The organism is Geodermatophilus sp. SYSU D00766, from assembly GCF_054049915.1.
In genome coordinates, this window is record NZ_JBJGYI010000005.1 from 1 (window position 1) to 15,440 (window position 15,440).

Genomic DNA, 15,440 nt, shown 5'->3' on the forward strand with positions numbered 1-15,440 from the left:
GCGTCCTCCCTCACGGTCTGCGGTGAGGGAGGACGCCCGGCGGTGCGGGAGGACGCCGCCCGGGCCGTCCCACCGCCCGTCCCGGCGCCCGGGGGAGAATGTCCCCTCGTGACCGCCGACCGACGCCTGCTGCTCGTGCACGCCCACCCCGACGACGAGACGATCAACAACGGCGCCACCATGGCCCGCTACGTCGCCGAGGGCGCCCGGGTCACGCTGCTCACCTGCACGCTGGGCGAGGAGGGCGAGGTCCTCGTCCCCGAGCTCGAGCTGCTCGGCCCCGAGCACGCCGACCAGCTCGGCGGGTACCGCATCGGCGAGCTGCGGGCGGCCATGGACGCGCTGGGCGTCACCGACTGGCGCTTCCTCGGCGGGCCCGGCCGCTACCGGGACTCCGGGATGATCGGGACGCCGGCCAACGCCCGCCCGCGGGCGTTCTGGAACGCCGACCTCGACGAGGCCGTGGCCTCCGCGGTCGCCGTCGTCCGGGAGGTCCGGCCGCAGGTCGTCGTCACCTACGACGAGAACGGCGGCTACGGCCACCCCGACCACATCCAGGCCCACCGGGTCGCGATGGCCGCCGTCGAGGCCGCCGCCGACCCCGGCTACCGCCCCGACCTCGGGGAGGCGTGGGACGTCGCCAAGGTCTACTGGTGCTGCGTGCCGCGCTCGGTGCTGCAGCAGGGCGCCGAGGCGATGGCGGCGCTGGGGGAGGAGTCGCCGTTCGACCGGCTCGGCGACGTCGACGACATTCCCTTCGCCGTCCCCGACGAGCAGGTCACCGCCGCCGTCGACGGCCGGGCCCACGCCGGCGCCAAGGACGCGGCCATGCGCGCGCACGCCACCCAGATCACCGTCGACGGGCCGTTCTTCGCGCTGTCGAACAACCTCGGCCAGGAGGTGCTCGGCGTCGAGTACTACCGGCTCGTCCGCGGGCGGCGCGGGCCGGCCGGGGACGCGTCGAACGGCTGGGAGGACGACCTGTTCGCCGGCCTGTCCGGATGACGCGGGCCGCCAGGCTGGCCGCCGCGGCGGTCGCGGCGGTGGCCGTCTCGGGGTGGCTCGCGCTGGTCCAGGTGTTCTGGCTGCCGCTGCGGGTCGGCGGGGTCCTGGTGCCGCTGTCGGTCCTCGCCGCCCTCGTCGGCAACCCCCTGCTGGTCACGCTCACCCACCGGCTCACCGGCTCGCGCGTCGTCGCCGTCCTCCCGGCGGTGACCTGGCTGGTCATCGCGCTGGCCGCCACGTCCCGCCGCCCCGAGGGCGACCTGGTCGCCGTCGGCACCGGCGGGCTGGGCACCGTCACGCTCGCCTTCCTCGGCCTGGGCGTGGTGGGGGCCGCCCTCGCCGTCGGCCGGGTGCTGGCCACCCCCCGCCCTCAGGTGTCCTCGGGCGCCCAGCGGTAGTGGTAGCGGTGGTGCTCGACGTACCCCGTGCGGCGGTACAGCGCCCGCGCCGGCGCGTTCGACACCGCCACCTGCAGGTACACCCAGCGCGCCCCGCGCTCGGCGCCCCACCGGGTGAGCGCGCCCATGAGGGTGGTGGCCAGCCCGCGACGGCGGTGCTCCCCGGCCACGGTCAGCGCGCCGACGCCCAGCCAGTCGTCGGTCACCACCCCGCGGGCGACGGCGACCGGCCCGGCACCCGGGTCGGGGCGCACCGCCGCGAAGACGACCTCCGAGGCGTTGGTGAGCACCGCGCGGGCGACCGGGGGCGCGTCGCGGTAGGCGGCCAGCCAGGCGTCGTCCGGGGCGGGCGCCAGCTCCACCGGCACGCCGTCGGCGGTGCCCGGGACCAGCGGCGCGGTCAGCACGAGGACGTCCTCGCCGCGCTCCCACCCGGCGGCGGCCAGGGCGGCGTCGACGGGGCGCGACGCCACGCCCGGCAGCTGCACACCCGGCCGCAGCCCGCGGGCGCGGTACCAGGCGCCGACGGCGTCCGTCGCCTCCTCCAGCGGCCGCCCGGGGTCGCCGGTGACCAGCGCGGTGTTGGCGCGGCCGGTGAACCCGCCGGCCGCGCGCAGCAGCCACCCGCCCAGCGCCTCCTCCTCCGGCGCGCGCCAGCCGCGGGCCGCGACGCGCTCGAGCTCGGCGACCCCCAGCGGCGAGCGGTTCTGTCCCATGCCGGCGATCCTGCGCGGTTCCCGCGGGGGTCCTCCGACCGGGTCGCACCGCCCGACCCGTCGCGCCCGGGGCCGCGGTACGGGGCCATACTGACGGGCGACACGCGCGAGCCCGGCCGCGAGCCGGGGCGCTGCCCGCACGTCCCCCGGGAGGACCCACCGTGACCTACGTGATCACCCAGGCCTGCGTCGACGTCCTCGACAAGGCGTGCATCGACGAGTGTCCGGTGGACTGCATCTACGAGGGCGACCGGATGCTCTACATCCACCCCGACGAGTGCGTCGACTGCGGTGCCTGCGAGCCCGTCTGCCCGGTGGAGGCCATCTACTACGAGGACGACGTCCCCGACAAGTGGAAGGACTTCTACAACGCCAACGTGGAGTTCTTCTCCGACCTGGGCAGCCCCGGCGGCGCGGCCAAGACCGGCCGGGTCGGGAAGGACCACCCGCTGGTGGCGGCCCTGCCGCCGCAGGGCGAGGGACACTGACCACCACGGCGGCGGGGCGGGTGGCCGGCCGGCTGCCCGACTTCCCCTGGGACAGCCTCGAGGCCGCCCGCGCCCGGGCGGCGCAGCACCCGGGCGGGCTGGTCGACCTGTCCATCGGGACGCCGGTCGACCCCACCCCCGACCTCCTGCGCACCGCGCTGGCCGCGGCGGGGGACTCCCCGGGCTACCCCATGGCCCTGGGCACCCGGGAGCTGCGCACCGCCGCGGCCGGGTGGCTGCAGCGCCGCCTCGGGGTGACCCTGGCCGACCCGCTCGGCGCCGACCCGTCGGTGGTGCCCACGATCGGCTCCAAGGAGCTCGTGGCGCTGCTGCCCACCCTGCTCGGGCTGCACGAGGGCACGATGGTCATCCCGGAGGTCGCCTACCCGACCTACGAGGTCGGCGCGGTCCTGGCCGGGCTGGCGGTGCGCCGCACCGACACCCCGCCCGACGACGCCGCCGGGATCGTCCTGGTGTGGCTGAACTCCCCGGGGAACCCGCACGGCCGGGTGCTGTCCGACGACGAGCTGCGCGCCTGGGCGGCGTGGGGCCGGGCGCACGGCGTGCCGGTGGTCGCCGACGAGTGCTACGCCACCCTCGGCTGGGACGTGCAGCCGCGCTCGCTGCTGCACCCCGCCGTCGCCGGTGAGGACCACACCGGCCTGCTCGCGGTGCACTCGCTGTCCAAGCAGTCGACGGCGGCCGGCTACCGCGCCGGGCTGCTCTCCGGGGACCCGCTGCTGGTCCGGCGGATCTGGGAGGTGCGCCGCCACCTCGGCCTGCTGGTGCCGGGCCCGGTGCAGGCGGCCATGACCGCCGCCCTCGACGACGACGCCCACGTCGACGCCCAGCGCGAGCGGTACCGCCGCCGCCGGGAGCGGCTGGCCGCGGCGGTCCGCGCCACCGGCGCCCGGATCGACCACTCCGAGGCCGGCCTCTACCTGTGGGTCACCCGCGACGAGGACTGCTGGACGACGGTCGACTGGCTGGCGGGCCTGGGCATCGTCCCGGCGCCCGGTTCCTTCTACGGCCCGGCCGGGGCCCGGCACGTGCGGATGGCGCTGACCGCCAGCGACGAGCGCATCGACGCCGCCGTCGCCCGCCTGACCGCGTAGCGGCCGCGGGCCCCACTAGTGGCCCGCAAGTGGGCGCCGGTCGGCCGCCAGAGGGTCGCAAGCCCCTCGGGCCACGGTGGTCCCAGCCGCCGGGCAGCCCGCCCGGCCCCACCGCGGAGGCCCGCCGTGACCCTCGTCGTCTTCCTGCTCGTCCCCGTCCTCGCCCTCGTCGCGCTCGTCGCCCTCGAGGCGCGCCTGCACCGCGGCCGCAGCCTCGCCGGCGCCGCCGGGGTGCCGGTCACCTTCGACCGGCCCGAGCTCCACGGCAAGGGCCGCAACCGGGTGTCCTGACCGGTCAGCCGCAGGGACCCTCCGCACGGGCGAGCGCCGCGGTCAGGGCGACCGCCAGGTCCTGGTGCTTCTGGTAGGCCTCCGGGAACCCGGAGCGCTGGACCCACTGCGCGGCGTCGGTCAGGCGCATCGTCTCCCAGCCGGGGACCTGCACCAGGCCGTCGTAGAACCTCCCCGCGGCGTAGGCCGGGTCCTGCACCTGTGCCGGCGTCCCCCAGCCCTGCGACGGCCGCTGCTGGAACAGGCCGAGGGAGTCGCGGTCGCCGTGGTCGAGGTTGCGCAGCGTCGACTCCTGCATCGCCGTCGCCAGCGCGATGACGGTGGCCCGCTCGGGCAGCCCCCGTTCACGGGCGACGTCGGCGATGGTCTGCGCGTTGGCCCACTGCTCCGCCGAGAGGGTCACCGAGGTCGACGGCACGGTGCACAGCCCGGTCGGCACCGGGTCCTGCGAGCCGTCGGCCCGCCAGGCGAGGGCCAGGACCATCGCGATCCCCAGGACCATCGCCGGCCACCAGTGGCGCAGCGCCCACGGGCCGGCCGACCGCCGCCGCCGGGCCGGGGTCCCCTTGCCCGCGGGGCGCCGCGCCGGGTTCCGCGCCGGGGTCCGCTTCGCCGCGGGTCGGCGGGCGGCGGGGCGCGTGCCGGTCCGTGCGCTGGTCATCGCCGTCGACTCTAGGTCGGCCCCCGGACGGGTGACCGGAGGTCCGCGGACCGGCGAGGCGCCCCGGCGGGCCCGCTAGCGTGTGCCCGCCGCCCGACACCTCGAGGAGTACCGCCATGGCCGACGTCCTGCTCCCCGGGGTCACCGCCTCCCGGGTCCCCACCGCGCGCCTGGTGCAGAACGTGCTGCACCCGGAGGGCACCGACCCCGCCGGGCCGGGCGAGGCGGTGCTGTTCGTGCACGGCAACGTGAGCTCGGCGCTGTTCTGGCAGCCGACGCTGCGGACGCTGCACGAGACCGGCCGGCACCGCGCGCTCGCCGTCGACCTCCGCGGCTACGGCGACACCGACCCGCTGCCGATCGACGCCGGCCGCGGCGTGCGCGACTGGTCCGACGACCTGGCCGCGCTCGTGGACGCGCTGGGCCTGGACCGGGTGCACCTGGTCGGCTGGAGCATGGGCGCCGGCGTCGTCCTGCAGCACCTGCTCGACGCGCCGTCGCGGGTGGCCTCGGTGACGCTGGTCGCGCCGGTGTCGCCGTTCGGCTTCGGCGGGACCGCCGGGCCGGAGGGCCGCCGGCTCGGTGCCGACGGCGCGGGCTCGGGCGGGGGAGCGGCCAACCCGGAGTTCGTGGCGGCGCTGGCCGCCGGCGATCGCTCCGACGCCGCGCCGACCAGCCCCCGGTCGATCCTGCGCGCGTTCTACGTGGCGCCGGGCTCACTGCCGCTGGACAAGGCCCTCGAGGACGTGTTCGTCGCCGCGATGCTGTCCACCCGCACCGGTGAGGACCACTACCCGGGCGACGCGGTCGCCAGCGACACGTGGCCCGGGACGGCGCCGGGACGCCGCGGGGTGCTCAACACGATGGCGCCGACGGTCTTCGACGTCTCCGGGATCGTCGACTCGCCGGTCCGGCCGCCGGTGCTGTGGGTGCGCGGCGACGCCGACGCGATCGTCTCCGACACCTCGGCGTTCGACCTGGCGTTCCTCGGGCAGCTGGGCGCGGTGCCCGGCTGGCCCGGCGCGGAGGTCTGCCCGCCGCAGCCGATGGTCACCCAGACTCGCGCGGTGCTGGACCGGTACGCGGCCGCGGGCGGCGCCTACCGGGAGGTCGTGCTGCCCGGCGTCGGGCACTCGCCGCACGTCGAGCGGCCACACGAGTTCGCCGTCGCGCTGCTCGAGCACCTCGACGCGACGGCGCCCGCCGACCTCGCCTGAGGCGGGGACGCGGACGCCCCACCCGCGCGGGTCCCGGGGGGACGATCCCCGCGGGAGGGCGCAGGGACGGGATGCGGGAGCGCGTCGCCGGGGTCTTCGACCGGGCGGCGCCGACGTACGACGCCGTGGGTGTCGAGGTGTTCGGCCCGATCGCCGAGCGGCTGGTCACCGAGCTCGACCCCCGGCGCGGGTGGGCCCGACCGGGTCGGTGACGAGTGTGGACCTGGCGCCGGGGTGGTCGAGCGGGCGCGGGCGGCGGCCGAGGCGACCGGGGTCCCGGCCGACGTGCGGATCGCCGACGCCGAGGACCCCGGAGGCGGCCCCTACGACGTCGTCGCCTCGTCGCTGGTGCTGTTCTTCCTGCCCGACCCCGCGGCGGCGATGCGGGCGTGGCGGGCGCTGCTCGTCGACGGCGGCCGGGTCGGGGTGACGACGTTCGGTCCCCACGACGAGGCGTGGCGCGACGTCGACGCGGTCTTCGCCCCGTACCTGCCGCGGCAGCTGCGGGACGCGCGCACGAGCGGCGCCAGCGGGCCCTTCGCCTCCGACGCCGGCGTCGAGGACCTGCTGCGCGGCGCCGGCTTCGCGGACCCGCGCACGACCCACCTGACCGTGCCGGTGCGCTTCACCGACGAGGACCACTGGCACACCTGGTCGTGGTCGGTCGGGCAGCGGGGCTTCTGGGAGCTGGTGCCCGAGGGCGAGCGCGACGCCGTCCGGGCGGAGGCCTACCGGCGCGTGCGGCGCTGCCGCCACGACGACGGGCGCTTCGGCTTCGACCAGGACGTCCGCGTCACCCTCGGCCGGGCCTGACCCACCAGGCATAGGAAGCTCTCCCCACGTCCGGGGGGTCCGGACGTGGGGGAAGCTTCCTTTGCCGAGTCAGTCGTTGGCGTGCAGCGCCGCGTTGAGCTCGCCCCAGGTGCCCGTGCGGGGCAGCGCCTCGAGCGCGCCGGTGACGCTGTTGCGGCGGAACAGCAGGCCGTCACGGCCGGAGAGTTCGCGGGCCTTGACCACCGAGCCGTCGGGCAGGGTCACCCGCGAGCCGGCGGTGACGTAGCAGCCGGCCTCGACGACGCAGTCGTCGCCCAGGGAGATGCCGATGCCGGCGTTGGCGCCGAGCAGGCAGCCGCGGCCGATGGACACGACCTCCTTGCCGCCCCCGGACAGCGTCCCCATGATCGACGCGCCCCCGCCGACGTCGCTGTCGGCGCCGACGACGACGCCCGCGCTGATCCGCCCCTCGACCATCGACGGGCCCAGCGTGCCGGCGTTGTAGTTGACGAAGCCCTCGTGCATGACCGTCGTCCCCTCGGCCAGGTGCGCGCCCAGCCGGACCCGGTCGGCGTCGGCGACCCGCACGCCCGGCGGGAGGACGTAGTCGACCATCCGCGGGAACTTGTCCACCGCCAGCACGGTGAGGCTGCCGTGGGCGGCCCGCAGCAGCGCGCGGCGGGCCGGGGTGAGCTCGGTGGCCAGCACTGGCCCGGCGCTGGTCCAGGCGACGTTGGCCAGCAGCCCGAAGACGCCGTCGGTGTTGACCTCGTGCGGCCGGACCAGCCGGTGCGAGAGCAGGTGCAGCCGCAGGTAGACGTCGTGGGTGTCGGCCGGCGGGGCGGTGAGGTCGGCGATGGTGGTCCGGACGCCGACCACCTGCACGCCGCGGGCGTCGTCGGTGCGCACCAGCCCCGAGAACTCCGGGCCGAGCTCGCCCTCCAGCTCCAGGGTGCCCAGCTGCTGCGTGCCCGACGGCCCCTCGCCGCCCAGCGCGGGCGCGGGGTACCAGGTGTCGAGGACGGTGCCGGAGGTGGTGACGGTCGCGAGACCGGCGGCGACGGCGGAGCGGGCGGGAGCGGTCACGCGCCCGACGCTACCGAGCGCACTCCGCCGGCTGCCGGGCCGCCGTGTCCCCCGCCGCGACCGGGGGCCGCGGGGCCCGGGCGCCGACGACGGCGCCGAGCAGGCTGAGCACCGCCACGCTGGCCAGCGCCCACCGCAGCGTGACGACCTCGGCGAGCAGGCCGATCAGCGGCGGCCCGGCGAGGAACCCCGCGTAGCCGATCACCGACACCGCCGACACCCCGCGGCCGCCGGGGACCACCTCGGCGCCACCCTGCATCGCGACCGGGAACGCGGTGGCCAGGCCCAGCCCGGTCAGGCCGAAGCCGACCAGCGCCGCCGTGGGGCTGGCCGCCCCGACCGCGAGCAGCACGCCGGCGGTGGCCAGGACCCCCGAGCCGGCCAGCGCGCGGGCCCGCCCGACCCGCGCGAGCAGCCACTCCCCGGCCAGGCGGGCCACGGTCATGCTCAGCGCGAAGGCGGCGTAGCCCAGCGCGGCCACGCCGTCGCCGGCGCCGGCCTCGTCGCGGAGGAACAGCGCCGTCCAGTCGGCCATGGCGCCCTCGCTGAAGGCGGCGAAGAGCGCGATCAGGCCGAAGACCCAGATCCCGCGGTGCCGCCAGGCGCTGCCGCCGGCGGACCCCTCCGGGCGCTCCTCGGGCTCGTCGGCCGGCAGCCGGGAGGCCACGGCAACGACGCCGGCGGCGGCCACCGCGCCGACCAGGCCCAGGTGCACCGCCGGTGAGATCCCGGCCCCGGCGGCGAGGGCCCCGGTGCCGGCGCCGGCCAGCCCGCCGAGGCTGAACGCGGCGTGGAACGAGGGCATCAGCGGGCGCCCCGAGCTGCGCACGACCTGGACGGCGCCGACGTTCATCGCGACGTCGAGGACGCCGAAGACGGCGCCGTAGACGAACAGCACCGCCCCGAGCGCGACGACGTCGGTGACCTGCCCCGGCAGGGTGACCGCGGCCGCCGTCGCCAGGCCGGTGACCACGGTGACCCGGGCCGACCCGTAGCGGTCGACCGCCCGCCCGGCCAGGGACATGGCGAGGATCGAGCCGACGGCGATGCACAGCAGCGCCAGGCCGAGCGCGCCGGGTGTCGCGCCGGTGCGGTCGCTCACCGCGGGGATCCGGGTGACCCAGTTGGCGAACACGACGCCGTTGAGGAAGAAGACGGCGGAGACGGCCGCGCGGGCGCCGGCGACCTGCTCTCTGGATCGATCCAGAACCATGGCGCCAGCGTAGGCCGTAGCCTGCCGCCGTGCCACGACGACCGACCCTGCGCGACCTCGCGGCCGCCGCCGGGGTCAGCCGCTCGACGGCCTCGAACGCCTACAACCGGCCCGACCAGCTCAGCGCCGAGGTGCGGGAGCGGGTGCTGGCCACCGCGGCCCGGATCGGCTACCCCGGGCCGAGCCCGGCGGGCAGCGCGCTGCGCCGCGGCCGGTCCGGCTCGCTGGGCGTGCTGCTCGGCGACCGGCTCGGCTACGCGTTCAGCGACCCCGCCGCCGCGGTCTTCCTCGACGGGCTGGCCGAGGCGGTCGAGGACGAGGGCCTCGCGCTGCTCGTCCTGCCCGGCGCCCGCACCGGCGGCGGGCCGCCACCGGAGGCGGTGCGCTCGGCCGTCGTGGACGCCGTCGTCGCCTACTCCCTGCCCGACGGCGACCCCGCGCTGGCCGCCGTCCGCGAGCGCGGGCTGCCGCTGGTGACCGTCGACCAGCCCGACCTGCCCGGCGTCCCCGGGGTCCGGGTCGACGACGCCGCCGGCGCCCGGGCGGTCGCCGAGCACGTGCTGGGCCTGGGCCACCGGCGGCTGGCGGTGGTCGCCTTCGAGCTGGCGGCGGACGGGGGTGAGGGGCCGGCCGACGCCGACCGCCAGGAGCACGCCACGTTCACCGTCACCCGCCAGCGGCTGGCGGGGTACCGCGCCGCGGTCGAGGCGGCCGGGCTCGACTGGGCCGGCGTGCCAGTGCACGAGTGCCCGCACAACACGCACGCCGACGGCGTCCGCGCCCTGCCCGGGCTCCTCCCCGGCCGGCCGACGGCGGTGCTGGCGATGAGCGACGAGCTGGCGCTGGGCGTCGTCCAGGCGGCCGCGGACGCCGGGCTGGCCGTGCCCGGCGACCTGACGGTGACCGGCTTCGACGACACCCCGGCCGCCGCACGCGCCGGGCTGACCACCGTGCGCCAGCCGCTGCGCGACAAGGGGCTCCTGGCCGGCGAGCAGCTGCTGGCGCTGCTGGCCAGCGAGGACCCGGAGCCGGCGACCCTGCCGACCGAGGTGGTCGTGCGGGGCTCGAGCGCTCCGCCCGGCGCCGTGCCGCGGTCCGGGGCTCCCCGGCCGTAGGCTCGGGCACCGTGACCAGCCGGCCCGACCTCGACCTCTCCGCCGACGTGCTGACCCTCACCCGCGCGCTGGTCGACACCCCCTCGGTGTCCGGGGACGAGCGCGCGCTGGCCGACGCCGTCGAGGCCGCGCTGCGGGCGCTGGGCGGCCTGGAGGTCGAGCGGGTCGGCGACACCGTGCTCGCCCGCACCACGCTCGGCCGCGACACCCGCATCGTGCTGGCCGGGCACCTCGACACCGTCCCGATCGCCGACAACGTGCCCAGCCGGCTCGAGGACGGCCGGCTGTTCGGCTGTGGCACCAGCGACATGAAGTCCGGCGACGCGGTCGTGCTGCGGCTGGCCGGCCGCTTCGGCGTCCCCGGCGCGCAGCCCGCGCACGACCTCACGTTCGTCTTCTACGACAACGAGGAGGTCGAGTCGGTCAAGAGCGGGCTGGGCCGGGTGGTCCGCGAGCGGCGCGGCTGGCTCTACGGCGACCTCGCCGTTCTGCTCGAGCCCACCGACGGCGAGATCGAGGCCGGCTGCCAGGGCACGCTGCGCGCCGAGCTCGAGGTCCGCGGCCACCGGGCCCACTCGGCGCGCAGCTGGCTGGGCGTCAACGCCATCCACGGCGCCGCGGGCGTCCTCGCCACGCTGGCCGCCTACGAGGCGCGCGAGGTGGAGATCGACGGCTGCACCTACCGCGAGGGCCTCAACGCCGTCCGCGTCGAGGGCGGGGTCGCCGGCAACGTCGTCCCCGACCTGTGCCGGGTCACCGTCAACTTCCGCTACGCGCCCGACCGGGACGAGGACGCCGCCGAGGCGCACGTGCGCGAGGTGTTCGCCGACGCGCTGGCCGCCGGGGTCACGCTGACCGTCACCGACAACGCCGGCGGCGCCCCGCCCGGGCTCACCGAGCCCGCGGCCGCGGCCTTCGTCGCCGCCGTCGGCCGCCCCGCGCGGGCCAAGCTCGGCTGGACCGACGTCGCCCGGTTCGCCGCGCTGGGCATCCCGGCGGTGAACTACGGCCCCGGCGATCCGCAGCTCGCGCACACCCGCGAGGAGTCCGTCCTGGTCGAGCGGCTGCAGCCGGCCGAGGACGCCCTGACCGCCTACCTGTCCGGAGACAGCGCATGACGACCACCCCTCCGCCCGACGGCGCGCGCCGGCCCCGGCCGACCCGCCACCGCGGGCCGGTCCTGCTGCGCGGCGGCGAGCCGGACCCCCAGACGGTCGGGACGACGACCGACCAGCGGCTGCTCGACCGGCGCGGGCCGACCGACTGGGTGCACACCGACCCGTGGCGGGTGCTACGCATCCAGAGCGAGTTCGTCGAGGGCTTCGGCCTGCTCGCCGAGCTGCCGCGGGCGGTCAGCGTGTTCGGCAGCGCCCGCACGAAGCCCGACCACCCGCACTACGCCGCCGGCGTGCGCATCGGCGCGGCCCTGGCGCAGGCCGGCTACGCCGTCATCACCGGCGGCGGGCCCGGCGCCATGGAGGCGGCCAACCGCGGCGCGTCGGAGGCCGGTGGGCTGTCGGTGGGGCTGGGCATCGAGCTGCCGTTCGAGCAGGAGCTCAACGAGTGGGTCGACGTCGGCATCAGCTTCCGCTACTTCTTCGTCCGCAAGACGATGTTCGTGAAGTACGCGCAGGCCTTCGTCATCCTCCCCGGCGGCTTCGGCACGCTCGACGAGCTGTTCGAGGCGCTCACGCTGGTCCAGACCCGCAAGGTCACCCGGTTCCCGGTGGTGCTCTTCGGCACGGAGTACTGGGGCGGGCTGGTCGACTGGATCCGCGGCAGCCTGCTGGAGTCGGGCACCATCAGCGCCCGCGACCTCGACCTGTTCACCGTCACCGACGACGTCGACGAGGTGCTCTCGCGCATCCGGGACGCGGAGACCGCCCGCGCGGGAGGGGACGGCGGCGGCGGGATGCGCGCCCCGCTGAGCCCGCCGGTCGAGCCGGTCGAGGGCTGAGGGCGCCGGTGCTGTCCGCCCTCGTCGGGGTCGCCGCGGTCGCCGTCGTCGGGGCGCTGCTGTTCCTCGGCGGCTCGCTGCTGCTGGGGCGCGGGGAGACCCAGCCGCCGGCCGAGCTGGACCGCTCGCCGGTCGAGCTGCCCGACGACCGCCCGGTGACCGGCGCCGACGTGCGGGCGCTGCAGGTGTCGGTGGCGGTGCGCGGCTACCGGATGAGCGAGGTGGACTGGCTGCTCGAGCAGCTCGCCCAGGCGCTCGAGGAGCGCGACGAGGTGATCGCCGCACTCCGCGACCGCCGGCCGGCGCGGGCCGCCGACGCCGACACCGACCCCGGCCTCCCGTCGCCGGCCGACGGCGCATCCGGCGGCGGGCCCGGCGACGAAGGACCGTCCGTGGACGAGGAGGTGCGCAACGGTGCCTGAGCTGGTGCTGCCGGTCGCGGTGGCGGCCCCGCCGGAGCGGGTGTGGGCGGTGCTCACCGACTGGCCGGCCCAGGGCCGCTGGATGCCGGCCACCGACGTCGAGGTGGTCACCGCGCACGAGGAGGGCATCGGCGTGCGGCTGGCCGCGCGCACCGGCGTCCCGCTGCCGTGGCGGCGCGGCCGGCACGGCGCCGTCCGGCACCTGGGCGTCCTCGACACGATGGTCGTCACCGAGTGGGACCCCCCGCGCCACGTGGTCGTCCAGCACACCGGCCGGATCGTGCGCGGCCCCGGGATCTTCGACCTCGCGCCCGCTCCGCACGGCACGGACCTGGTGTGGACCGAGCGGCTGTACCTGCCGTTCGGGGTCCTCGGGCGGCTGGGCTGGCCACTGGTGAAGCCCTTCGTCGTCCTCGGGTTCCGGCTCTCGCTGCGCCGCTTCGCCCGCTACGCCGCCTCCGGTGCCGCCACCGACGCCGCCCCGGACGCCGCCGGCGCGGGCTGAGCCGCGGCCCGCACCGCCTCGCGGCCGGTGTACCAGCGGCGCCACAGCACCGCCGCGGTGACCAGGGTGACCACCGTGCCGCCGTCGTACATCAGCCGCGCGCCCTCCTCGGCGCCGGTGACGCCGGCCGGCGGGTGGGCGTAGAGCACCTTGGCGAGCACGTCGTGCGCCGCGGCGCCGGCGGCCAGCGCCCCGGCCCGGACGCCCACGCCGCGGCGGTGCGGTGCGGGGTCGACGGCGAGCACGGCGGCGGTGGCGAGGTACCCGCTGACCAGCAGGTGGGCGCTGACGAGCGCCGACCACCCCGGTGCGTGCCCGACGGCGGCGTGCAGGCCGGTGCCGTAGAGCACCCACAGCCCCGCGGCGTGGAGCGGGACGGCGACGAGCGGGTCGGCGAGCCACCGCAGCGGGGCGGTGCGCAGCAGTCGGCTCACCCGGCGGGCGGCCGGTACCGGCAGCGCCCGCAGCGCCAGCGTGACCGGGGCGCCGAGCACCAGGAGCAGGGGCGCCACCATGCCCAGCAGCAGGTGCCCGGCCATGTGCGCGCGCAGGTCGCCGTGCGCCGCCAGCGGCCCGGCGACGGCGACGGCGGCGGTCGCCACGCCGGCCAGCCAGGCCGCCGTGCGGGCCAGCGGCCAGGGGCTGCGGCAGCGCCAGGTGGCGGCGACGTAGGCGGCCGCCAGCAGCAGGACCGTGACGGTCATCGCGCGGGCGCGGGCGCGGGCCGGGCCCGGCGGCGCAGCAGCAGGACCAGCCCGGCTCCGAGCAGGAGGGCCCCGGGGACGATCCAGCCGACGTCGTAGCCGGTCGGGTCGACGCCGTAGCGGACCTGGTGCAGGCGCAGCAGCTTGTGGTGGACCACGCCGTCCCACACCTGGAACGCGCCGGCGCCGGTGAGCACCGCGCCCCACCACAGCGCCGGCAGGAACGGGCCGCGGCGGCGGGCGTCGGCCAGCAGCGCCATGCCGGCGACCGCGGCGGAGAACGTGCCGGCGTGCAGCACGCCGTCGGAGACCAGGCCGGCCGCGCCGCTGGCCCGGTCGTAGAAGTGGTGCCAGTGCAGCAGCTGGTGGAAGACGATCTCGTCGACCGCGCCGGCGGTGCCCAGCCCCAGCAGCAGGCCGGACACCAGCAGCCGCCGGCGGGCCGGGGGGCGGGGGAGTGCGTCGGCCACGGGGCCTCCCGTCGTCGCAGGTGCCCCCGCGCTGCCCGCCCGGTCCCGGCGGGAAACCGGGAGCTCCGGCTGGACCCGGCCCCTGGGGCATGCCGCAGGCTCGGGTCCGTGAGCGGAGACCTGCTGCGGCCCGGGGAGTTCCTGCGCCGCACCCGGCTGTCGGCCAAGGCGCTGCGGCTCTACGCCGAGCAGGGGCTGCTGGTGCCCGACGCCGTCGACCCCTGGACCGGCCACCGCGGCTACGCGGCCGGCCAGGTCGACCGGGCGCGCCTCATCGCCGCCCTGCGCCGCGCCGGCATGCCGCTGGCGCGGGTCCGGGACGTCGTCGACCTGGAGCCGGCGGCCCGGCGGGCGGCGGTGGCGCGGTGGTGGGACGGCGTGGAGGAGGACCTCCGGCAGCGCCGGACGTGGGTGTCCGCCCTGACCGTGGGACCGGACGACGAGGAGGAGGACGACGTGCACGAGGTGTACCTGCGCGAGGTGGCCGAGCAACCGGTGCTGACCGCCGAGCGGCGGCTGACCGTGGACGAGCTCGAGGGCTTCATCACCGGGGCGGGGGAGGAGATCGACGCGCACCTGGCGCGGTCGGGCGCGGTGCCCGCCGGCCCGCTGCGGGTGGTCTACCACGGCATGGTCACCGAGGACGGCGACGGCCCGGTGGAGGTGGTGCGCCCGTTCACCGGCCGGGTCGAGCCGGCCGGTGACCTGCGGATCCGGCTGCAGCCGGCCGGGCGGGAGGCGGTCACCTGCCTGTCCCGCGGGCAGGCGGAGTTCCCCGGCATCCTGCGGGCCTACGACGCCGTCGGTGCCTGGGTGGACGCGCGGGGCCTGGAGCGCGCGGGCAGCCCGGCGGAGGTCTACCTGTCCGCCCGCGACGTGGGCCCCGACGAGCCGCACGTGGAGGTGGCCTGGCCGGTGACCTGACCCCCGTCCGGGGGCGCCTCCCTAGGTGCGCCGGCGCGAGGCCACGAACGCCATGGCCTCCTCGGCCACGGCCAGGTCGGACTCCGGCGTGCCGTGGTCGAGGGCGACCCACTCCCGCATCGGGGTGCCGTTCGCCGCCGCGAACGGCAGCCCCGTGCCGGCCGCCACCAGGCCCTCGACGCGGTGCCGCGGCAGCTTGAACACCAGCGCGCCGCCGACGACCATCGCGAAGATCGACCCGTCGACGGTGAGCGCGGCCGAGCCGAAGCCGGTCCGCCCGCCCGCGCCCGGCGGGCCGACACCGGGGCGGGTGGCGAGGGCCTCCACCAGGAGGTCGAAGCGCTGACCGGGGTCCACGGCACCGAGTCCAGCGCCGGTC

The 15,440-nt window shown here is 77.6% G+C and carries 21 protein-coding genes; 14 read left to right on the plus strand and 7 right to left on the minus strand.

Annotated elements, in window-relative coordinates; translation table 11 throughout:
- Positions 1-108 precede the first annotated feature (108 nt).
- Both mshB and ACI8AD_RS06100 read left to right on the plus strand, forming a co-directional pair.
- Entirely contained in the window at positions 109-1,005 is an 897-nt protein-coding gene (gene mshB, locus ACI8AD_RS06095) for an N-acetyl-1-D-myo-inositol-2-amino-2-deoxy-alpha-D-glucopyranoside deacetylase (protein ID WP_456869633.1), read from the plus strand.
- Positions 1,002-1,403 carry a hypothetical protein gene (locus ACI8AD_RS06100; RefSeq protein WP_456869634.1) on the plus strand — a complete coding sequence of 134 codons (402 nt, stop codon included), beginning with the start codon at positions 1,002-1,004 and terminating at the stop codon, positions 1,401-1,403. The genes mshB and ACI8AD_RS06100 overlap by 4 nt, the downstream gene beginning before the upstream one ends.
- On the opposite strand, the gene ACI8AD_RS06105 is transcribed toward ACI8AD_RS06100, so the two are convergent.
- Entirely contained in the window at positions 1,376-2,119 is a 744-nt protein-coding gene (locus ACI8AD_RS06105; protein WP_456869635.1) for a GNAT family N-acetyltransferase, read from the minus strand. The two genes, ACI8AD_RS06100 and ACI8AD_RS06105, sit on opposite strands and share 28 nt — an antisense overlap.
- A 161-nt stretch (positions 2,120-2,280) precedes the next feature.
- Between ACI8AD_RS06105 and fdxA the strand changes: the two genes are divergently transcribed.
- From fdxA to ACI8AD_RS06120, 3 genes are all read left to right on the plus strand, one after another.
- Positions 2,281-2,607: a ferredoxin gene (fdxA, locus tag ACI8AD_RS06110; RefSeq protein ID WP_089404596.1), complete on the plus strand. Its 327-nt coding sequence runs from the start codon at positions 2,281-2,283 to the stop codon at positions 2,605-2,607.
- Between the two features lie 20 nt (positions 2,608-2,627).
- On the plus strand, positions 2,628-3,722 hold the full coding sequence (gene dapC / locus ACI8AD_RS06115) for a succinyldiaminopimelate transaminase (RefSeq protein ID WP_456869636.1): 1,095 nt from the start codon (positions 2,628-2,630) through the stop codon (positions 3,720-3,722).
- Positions 3,723-3,848: 126 nt separating this feature from the next.
- Positions 3,849-4,013, plus strand: coding sequence for a hypothetical protein (locus ACI8AD_RS06120; RefSeq protein WP_456869637.1), 165 nt, complete (start codon positions 3,849-3,851; stop codon positions 4,011-4,013).
- A 4-nt stretch (positions 4,014-4,017) separates the two neighbouring features.
- On the opposite strand, the gene ACI8AD_RS06125 is transcribed toward ACI8AD_RS06120, so the two are convergent.
- Complete coding sequence (locus tag ACI8AD_RS06125; protein WP_456869638.1) at positions 4,018-4,674, minus strand: hypothetical protein; 657 nt, start codon at positions 4,672-4,674, stop codon at positions 4,018-4,020.
- Positions 4,675-4,790: 116 nt separating this feature from the next.
- Between ACI8AD_RS06125 and ACI8AD_RS06130 the strand changes: the two genes are divergently transcribed.
- From ACI8AD_RS06130 to ACI8AD_RS06140, 3 genes are all read left to right on the plus strand, one after another.
- On the plus strand, positions 4,791-5,891 hold the full coding sequence (locus ACI8AD_RS06130) for an alpha/beta fold hydrolase (protein ID WP_456869639.1): 1,101 nt from the start codon (positions 4,791-4,793) through the stop codon (positions 5,889-5,891).
- 71 nt (positions 5,892-5,962) lie between these two features.
- Positions 5,963-6,103: a hypothetical protein gene (locus tag ACI8AD_RS06135; protein WP_456869640.1), complete on the plus strand. Its 141-nt coding sequence runs from the start codon at positions 5,963-5,965 to the stop codon at positions 6,101-6,103.
- 22 nt (positions 6,104-6,125) lie between these two features.
- Positions 6,126-6,704, plus strand: coding sequence for a class I SAM-dependent methyltransferase (locus tag ACI8AD_RS06140; protein ID WP_456869641.1), 579 nt, complete (start codon positions 6,126-6,128; stop codon positions 6,702-6,704).
- A gap of 69 nt (positions 6,705-6,773) precedes the next feature.
- Here ACI8AD_RS06140 and dapD read toward each other — a convergent pair whose 3' ends face one another.
- Positions 6,774-7,751 carry a 2,3,4,5-tetrahydropyridine-2,6-dicarboxylate N-succinyltransferase gene (gene dapD, locus ACI8AD_RS06145; protein ID WP_456869642.1) on the minus strand — a complete coding sequence of 326 codons (978 nt, stop codon included), beginning with the start codon at positions 7,749-7,751 and terminating at the stop codon, positions 6,774-6,776.
- A 10-nt stretch (positions 7,752-7,761) separates the two neighbouring features.
- Entirely contained in the window at positions 7,762-8,964 is a 1,203-nt protein-coding gene (locus tag ACI8AD_RS06150; RefSeq protein ID WP_456869643.1) for an MFS transporter, read from the minus strand.
- Between the two features lie 29 nt (positions 8,965-8,993).
- Here ACI8AD_RS06150 and ACI8AD_RS06155 point away from each other — a divergent pair, with 29 nt between their 5' ends.
- Genes ACI8AD_RS06155 through ACI8AD_RS06175 form a run of 5 tightly spaced genes read left to right on the plus strand, consistent with a single transcriptional unit; the run spans position 8,994 to position 12,963 of the window.
- Entirely contained in the window at positions 8,994-10,079 is a 1,086-nt protein-coding gene (locus ACI8AD_RS06155) for a LacI family DNA-binding transcriptional regulator (protein WP_456869644.1), read from the plus strand.
- A gap of 11 nt (positions 10,080-10,090) precedes the next feature.
- Positions 10,091-11,197: a succinyl-diaminopimelate desuccinylase gene (dapE, locus tag ACI8AD_RS06160; RefSeq protein ID WP_456869645.1), complete on the plus strand. Its 1,107-nt coding sequence runs from the start codon at positions 10,091-10,093 to the stop codon at positions 11,195-11,197.
- A complete protein-coding gene (locus ACI8AD_RS06165) occupies positions 11,194-12,036 on the plus strand; it encodes an LOG family protein (RefSeq protein ID WP_456869646.1) in 843 nt (280 codons plus the stop codon). Before dapE ends, ACI8AD_RS06165 begins: the two co-directional genes overlap by 4 nt.
- Positions 12,037-12,044: 8 nt before the next feature.
- Positions 12,045-12,458, plus strand: a complete 414-nt coding sequence (locus tag ACI8AD_RS06170) for a DivIVA domain-containing protein (protein WP_456869647.1) — start codon at positions 12,045-12,047, stop codon at positions 12,456-12,458.
- Entirely contained in the window at positions 12,451-12,963 is a 513-nt protein-coding gene (locus ACI8AD_RS06175) for an SRPBCC family protein (protein WP_456869648.1), read from the plus strand. The genes ACI8AD_RS06170 and ACI8AD_RS06175 overlap by 8 nt, the downstream gene beginning before the upstream one ends.
- On the opposite strand, the gene ACI8AD_RS06180 is transcribed toward ACI8AD_RS06175, so the two are convergent.
- A complete protein-coding gene (locus ACI8AD_RS06180; protein WP_456869649.1) occupies positions 12,906-13,667 on the minus strand; it encodes a cytochrome c oxidase assembly protein in 762 nt (253 codons plus the stop codon). The two genes, ACI8AD_RS06175 and ACI8AD_RS06180, sit on opposite strands and share 58 nt — an antisense overlap.
- Positions 13,664-14,137, minus strand: coding sequence for a DUF2243 domain-containing protein (locus tag ACI8AD_RS06185; protein ID WP_456869650.1), 474 nt, complete (start codon positions 14,135-14,137; stop codon positions 13,664-13,666). Before ACI8AD_RS06185 ends, ACI8AD_RS06180 begins: the two co-directional genes overlap by 4 nt.
- Positions 14,138-14,245: 108 nt before the next feature.
- Between ACI8AD_RS06185 and ACI8AD_RS06190 the strand changes: the two genes are divergently transcribed.
- Entirely contained in the window at positions 14,246-15,061 is an 816-nt protein-coding gene (locus ACI8AD_RS06190; protein ID WP_456869651.1) for a MerR family transcriptional regulator, read from the plus strand.
- 21 nt (positions 15,062-15,082) lie between these two features.
- Here ACI8AD_RS06190 and ACI8AD_RS06195 read toward each other — a convergent pair whose 3' ends face one another.
- The gene (locus ACI8AD_RS06195; RefSeq protein WP_456869652.1) at positions 15,083-15,418 is read right to left on the minus strand and encodes a hypothetical protein; all 336 of its coding nucleotides are present in this window, start codon (positions 15,416-15,418) and stop codon (positions 15,083-15,085) included.
- Between the last annotated feature and the right edge of the window lie 22 nt (positions 15,419-15,440).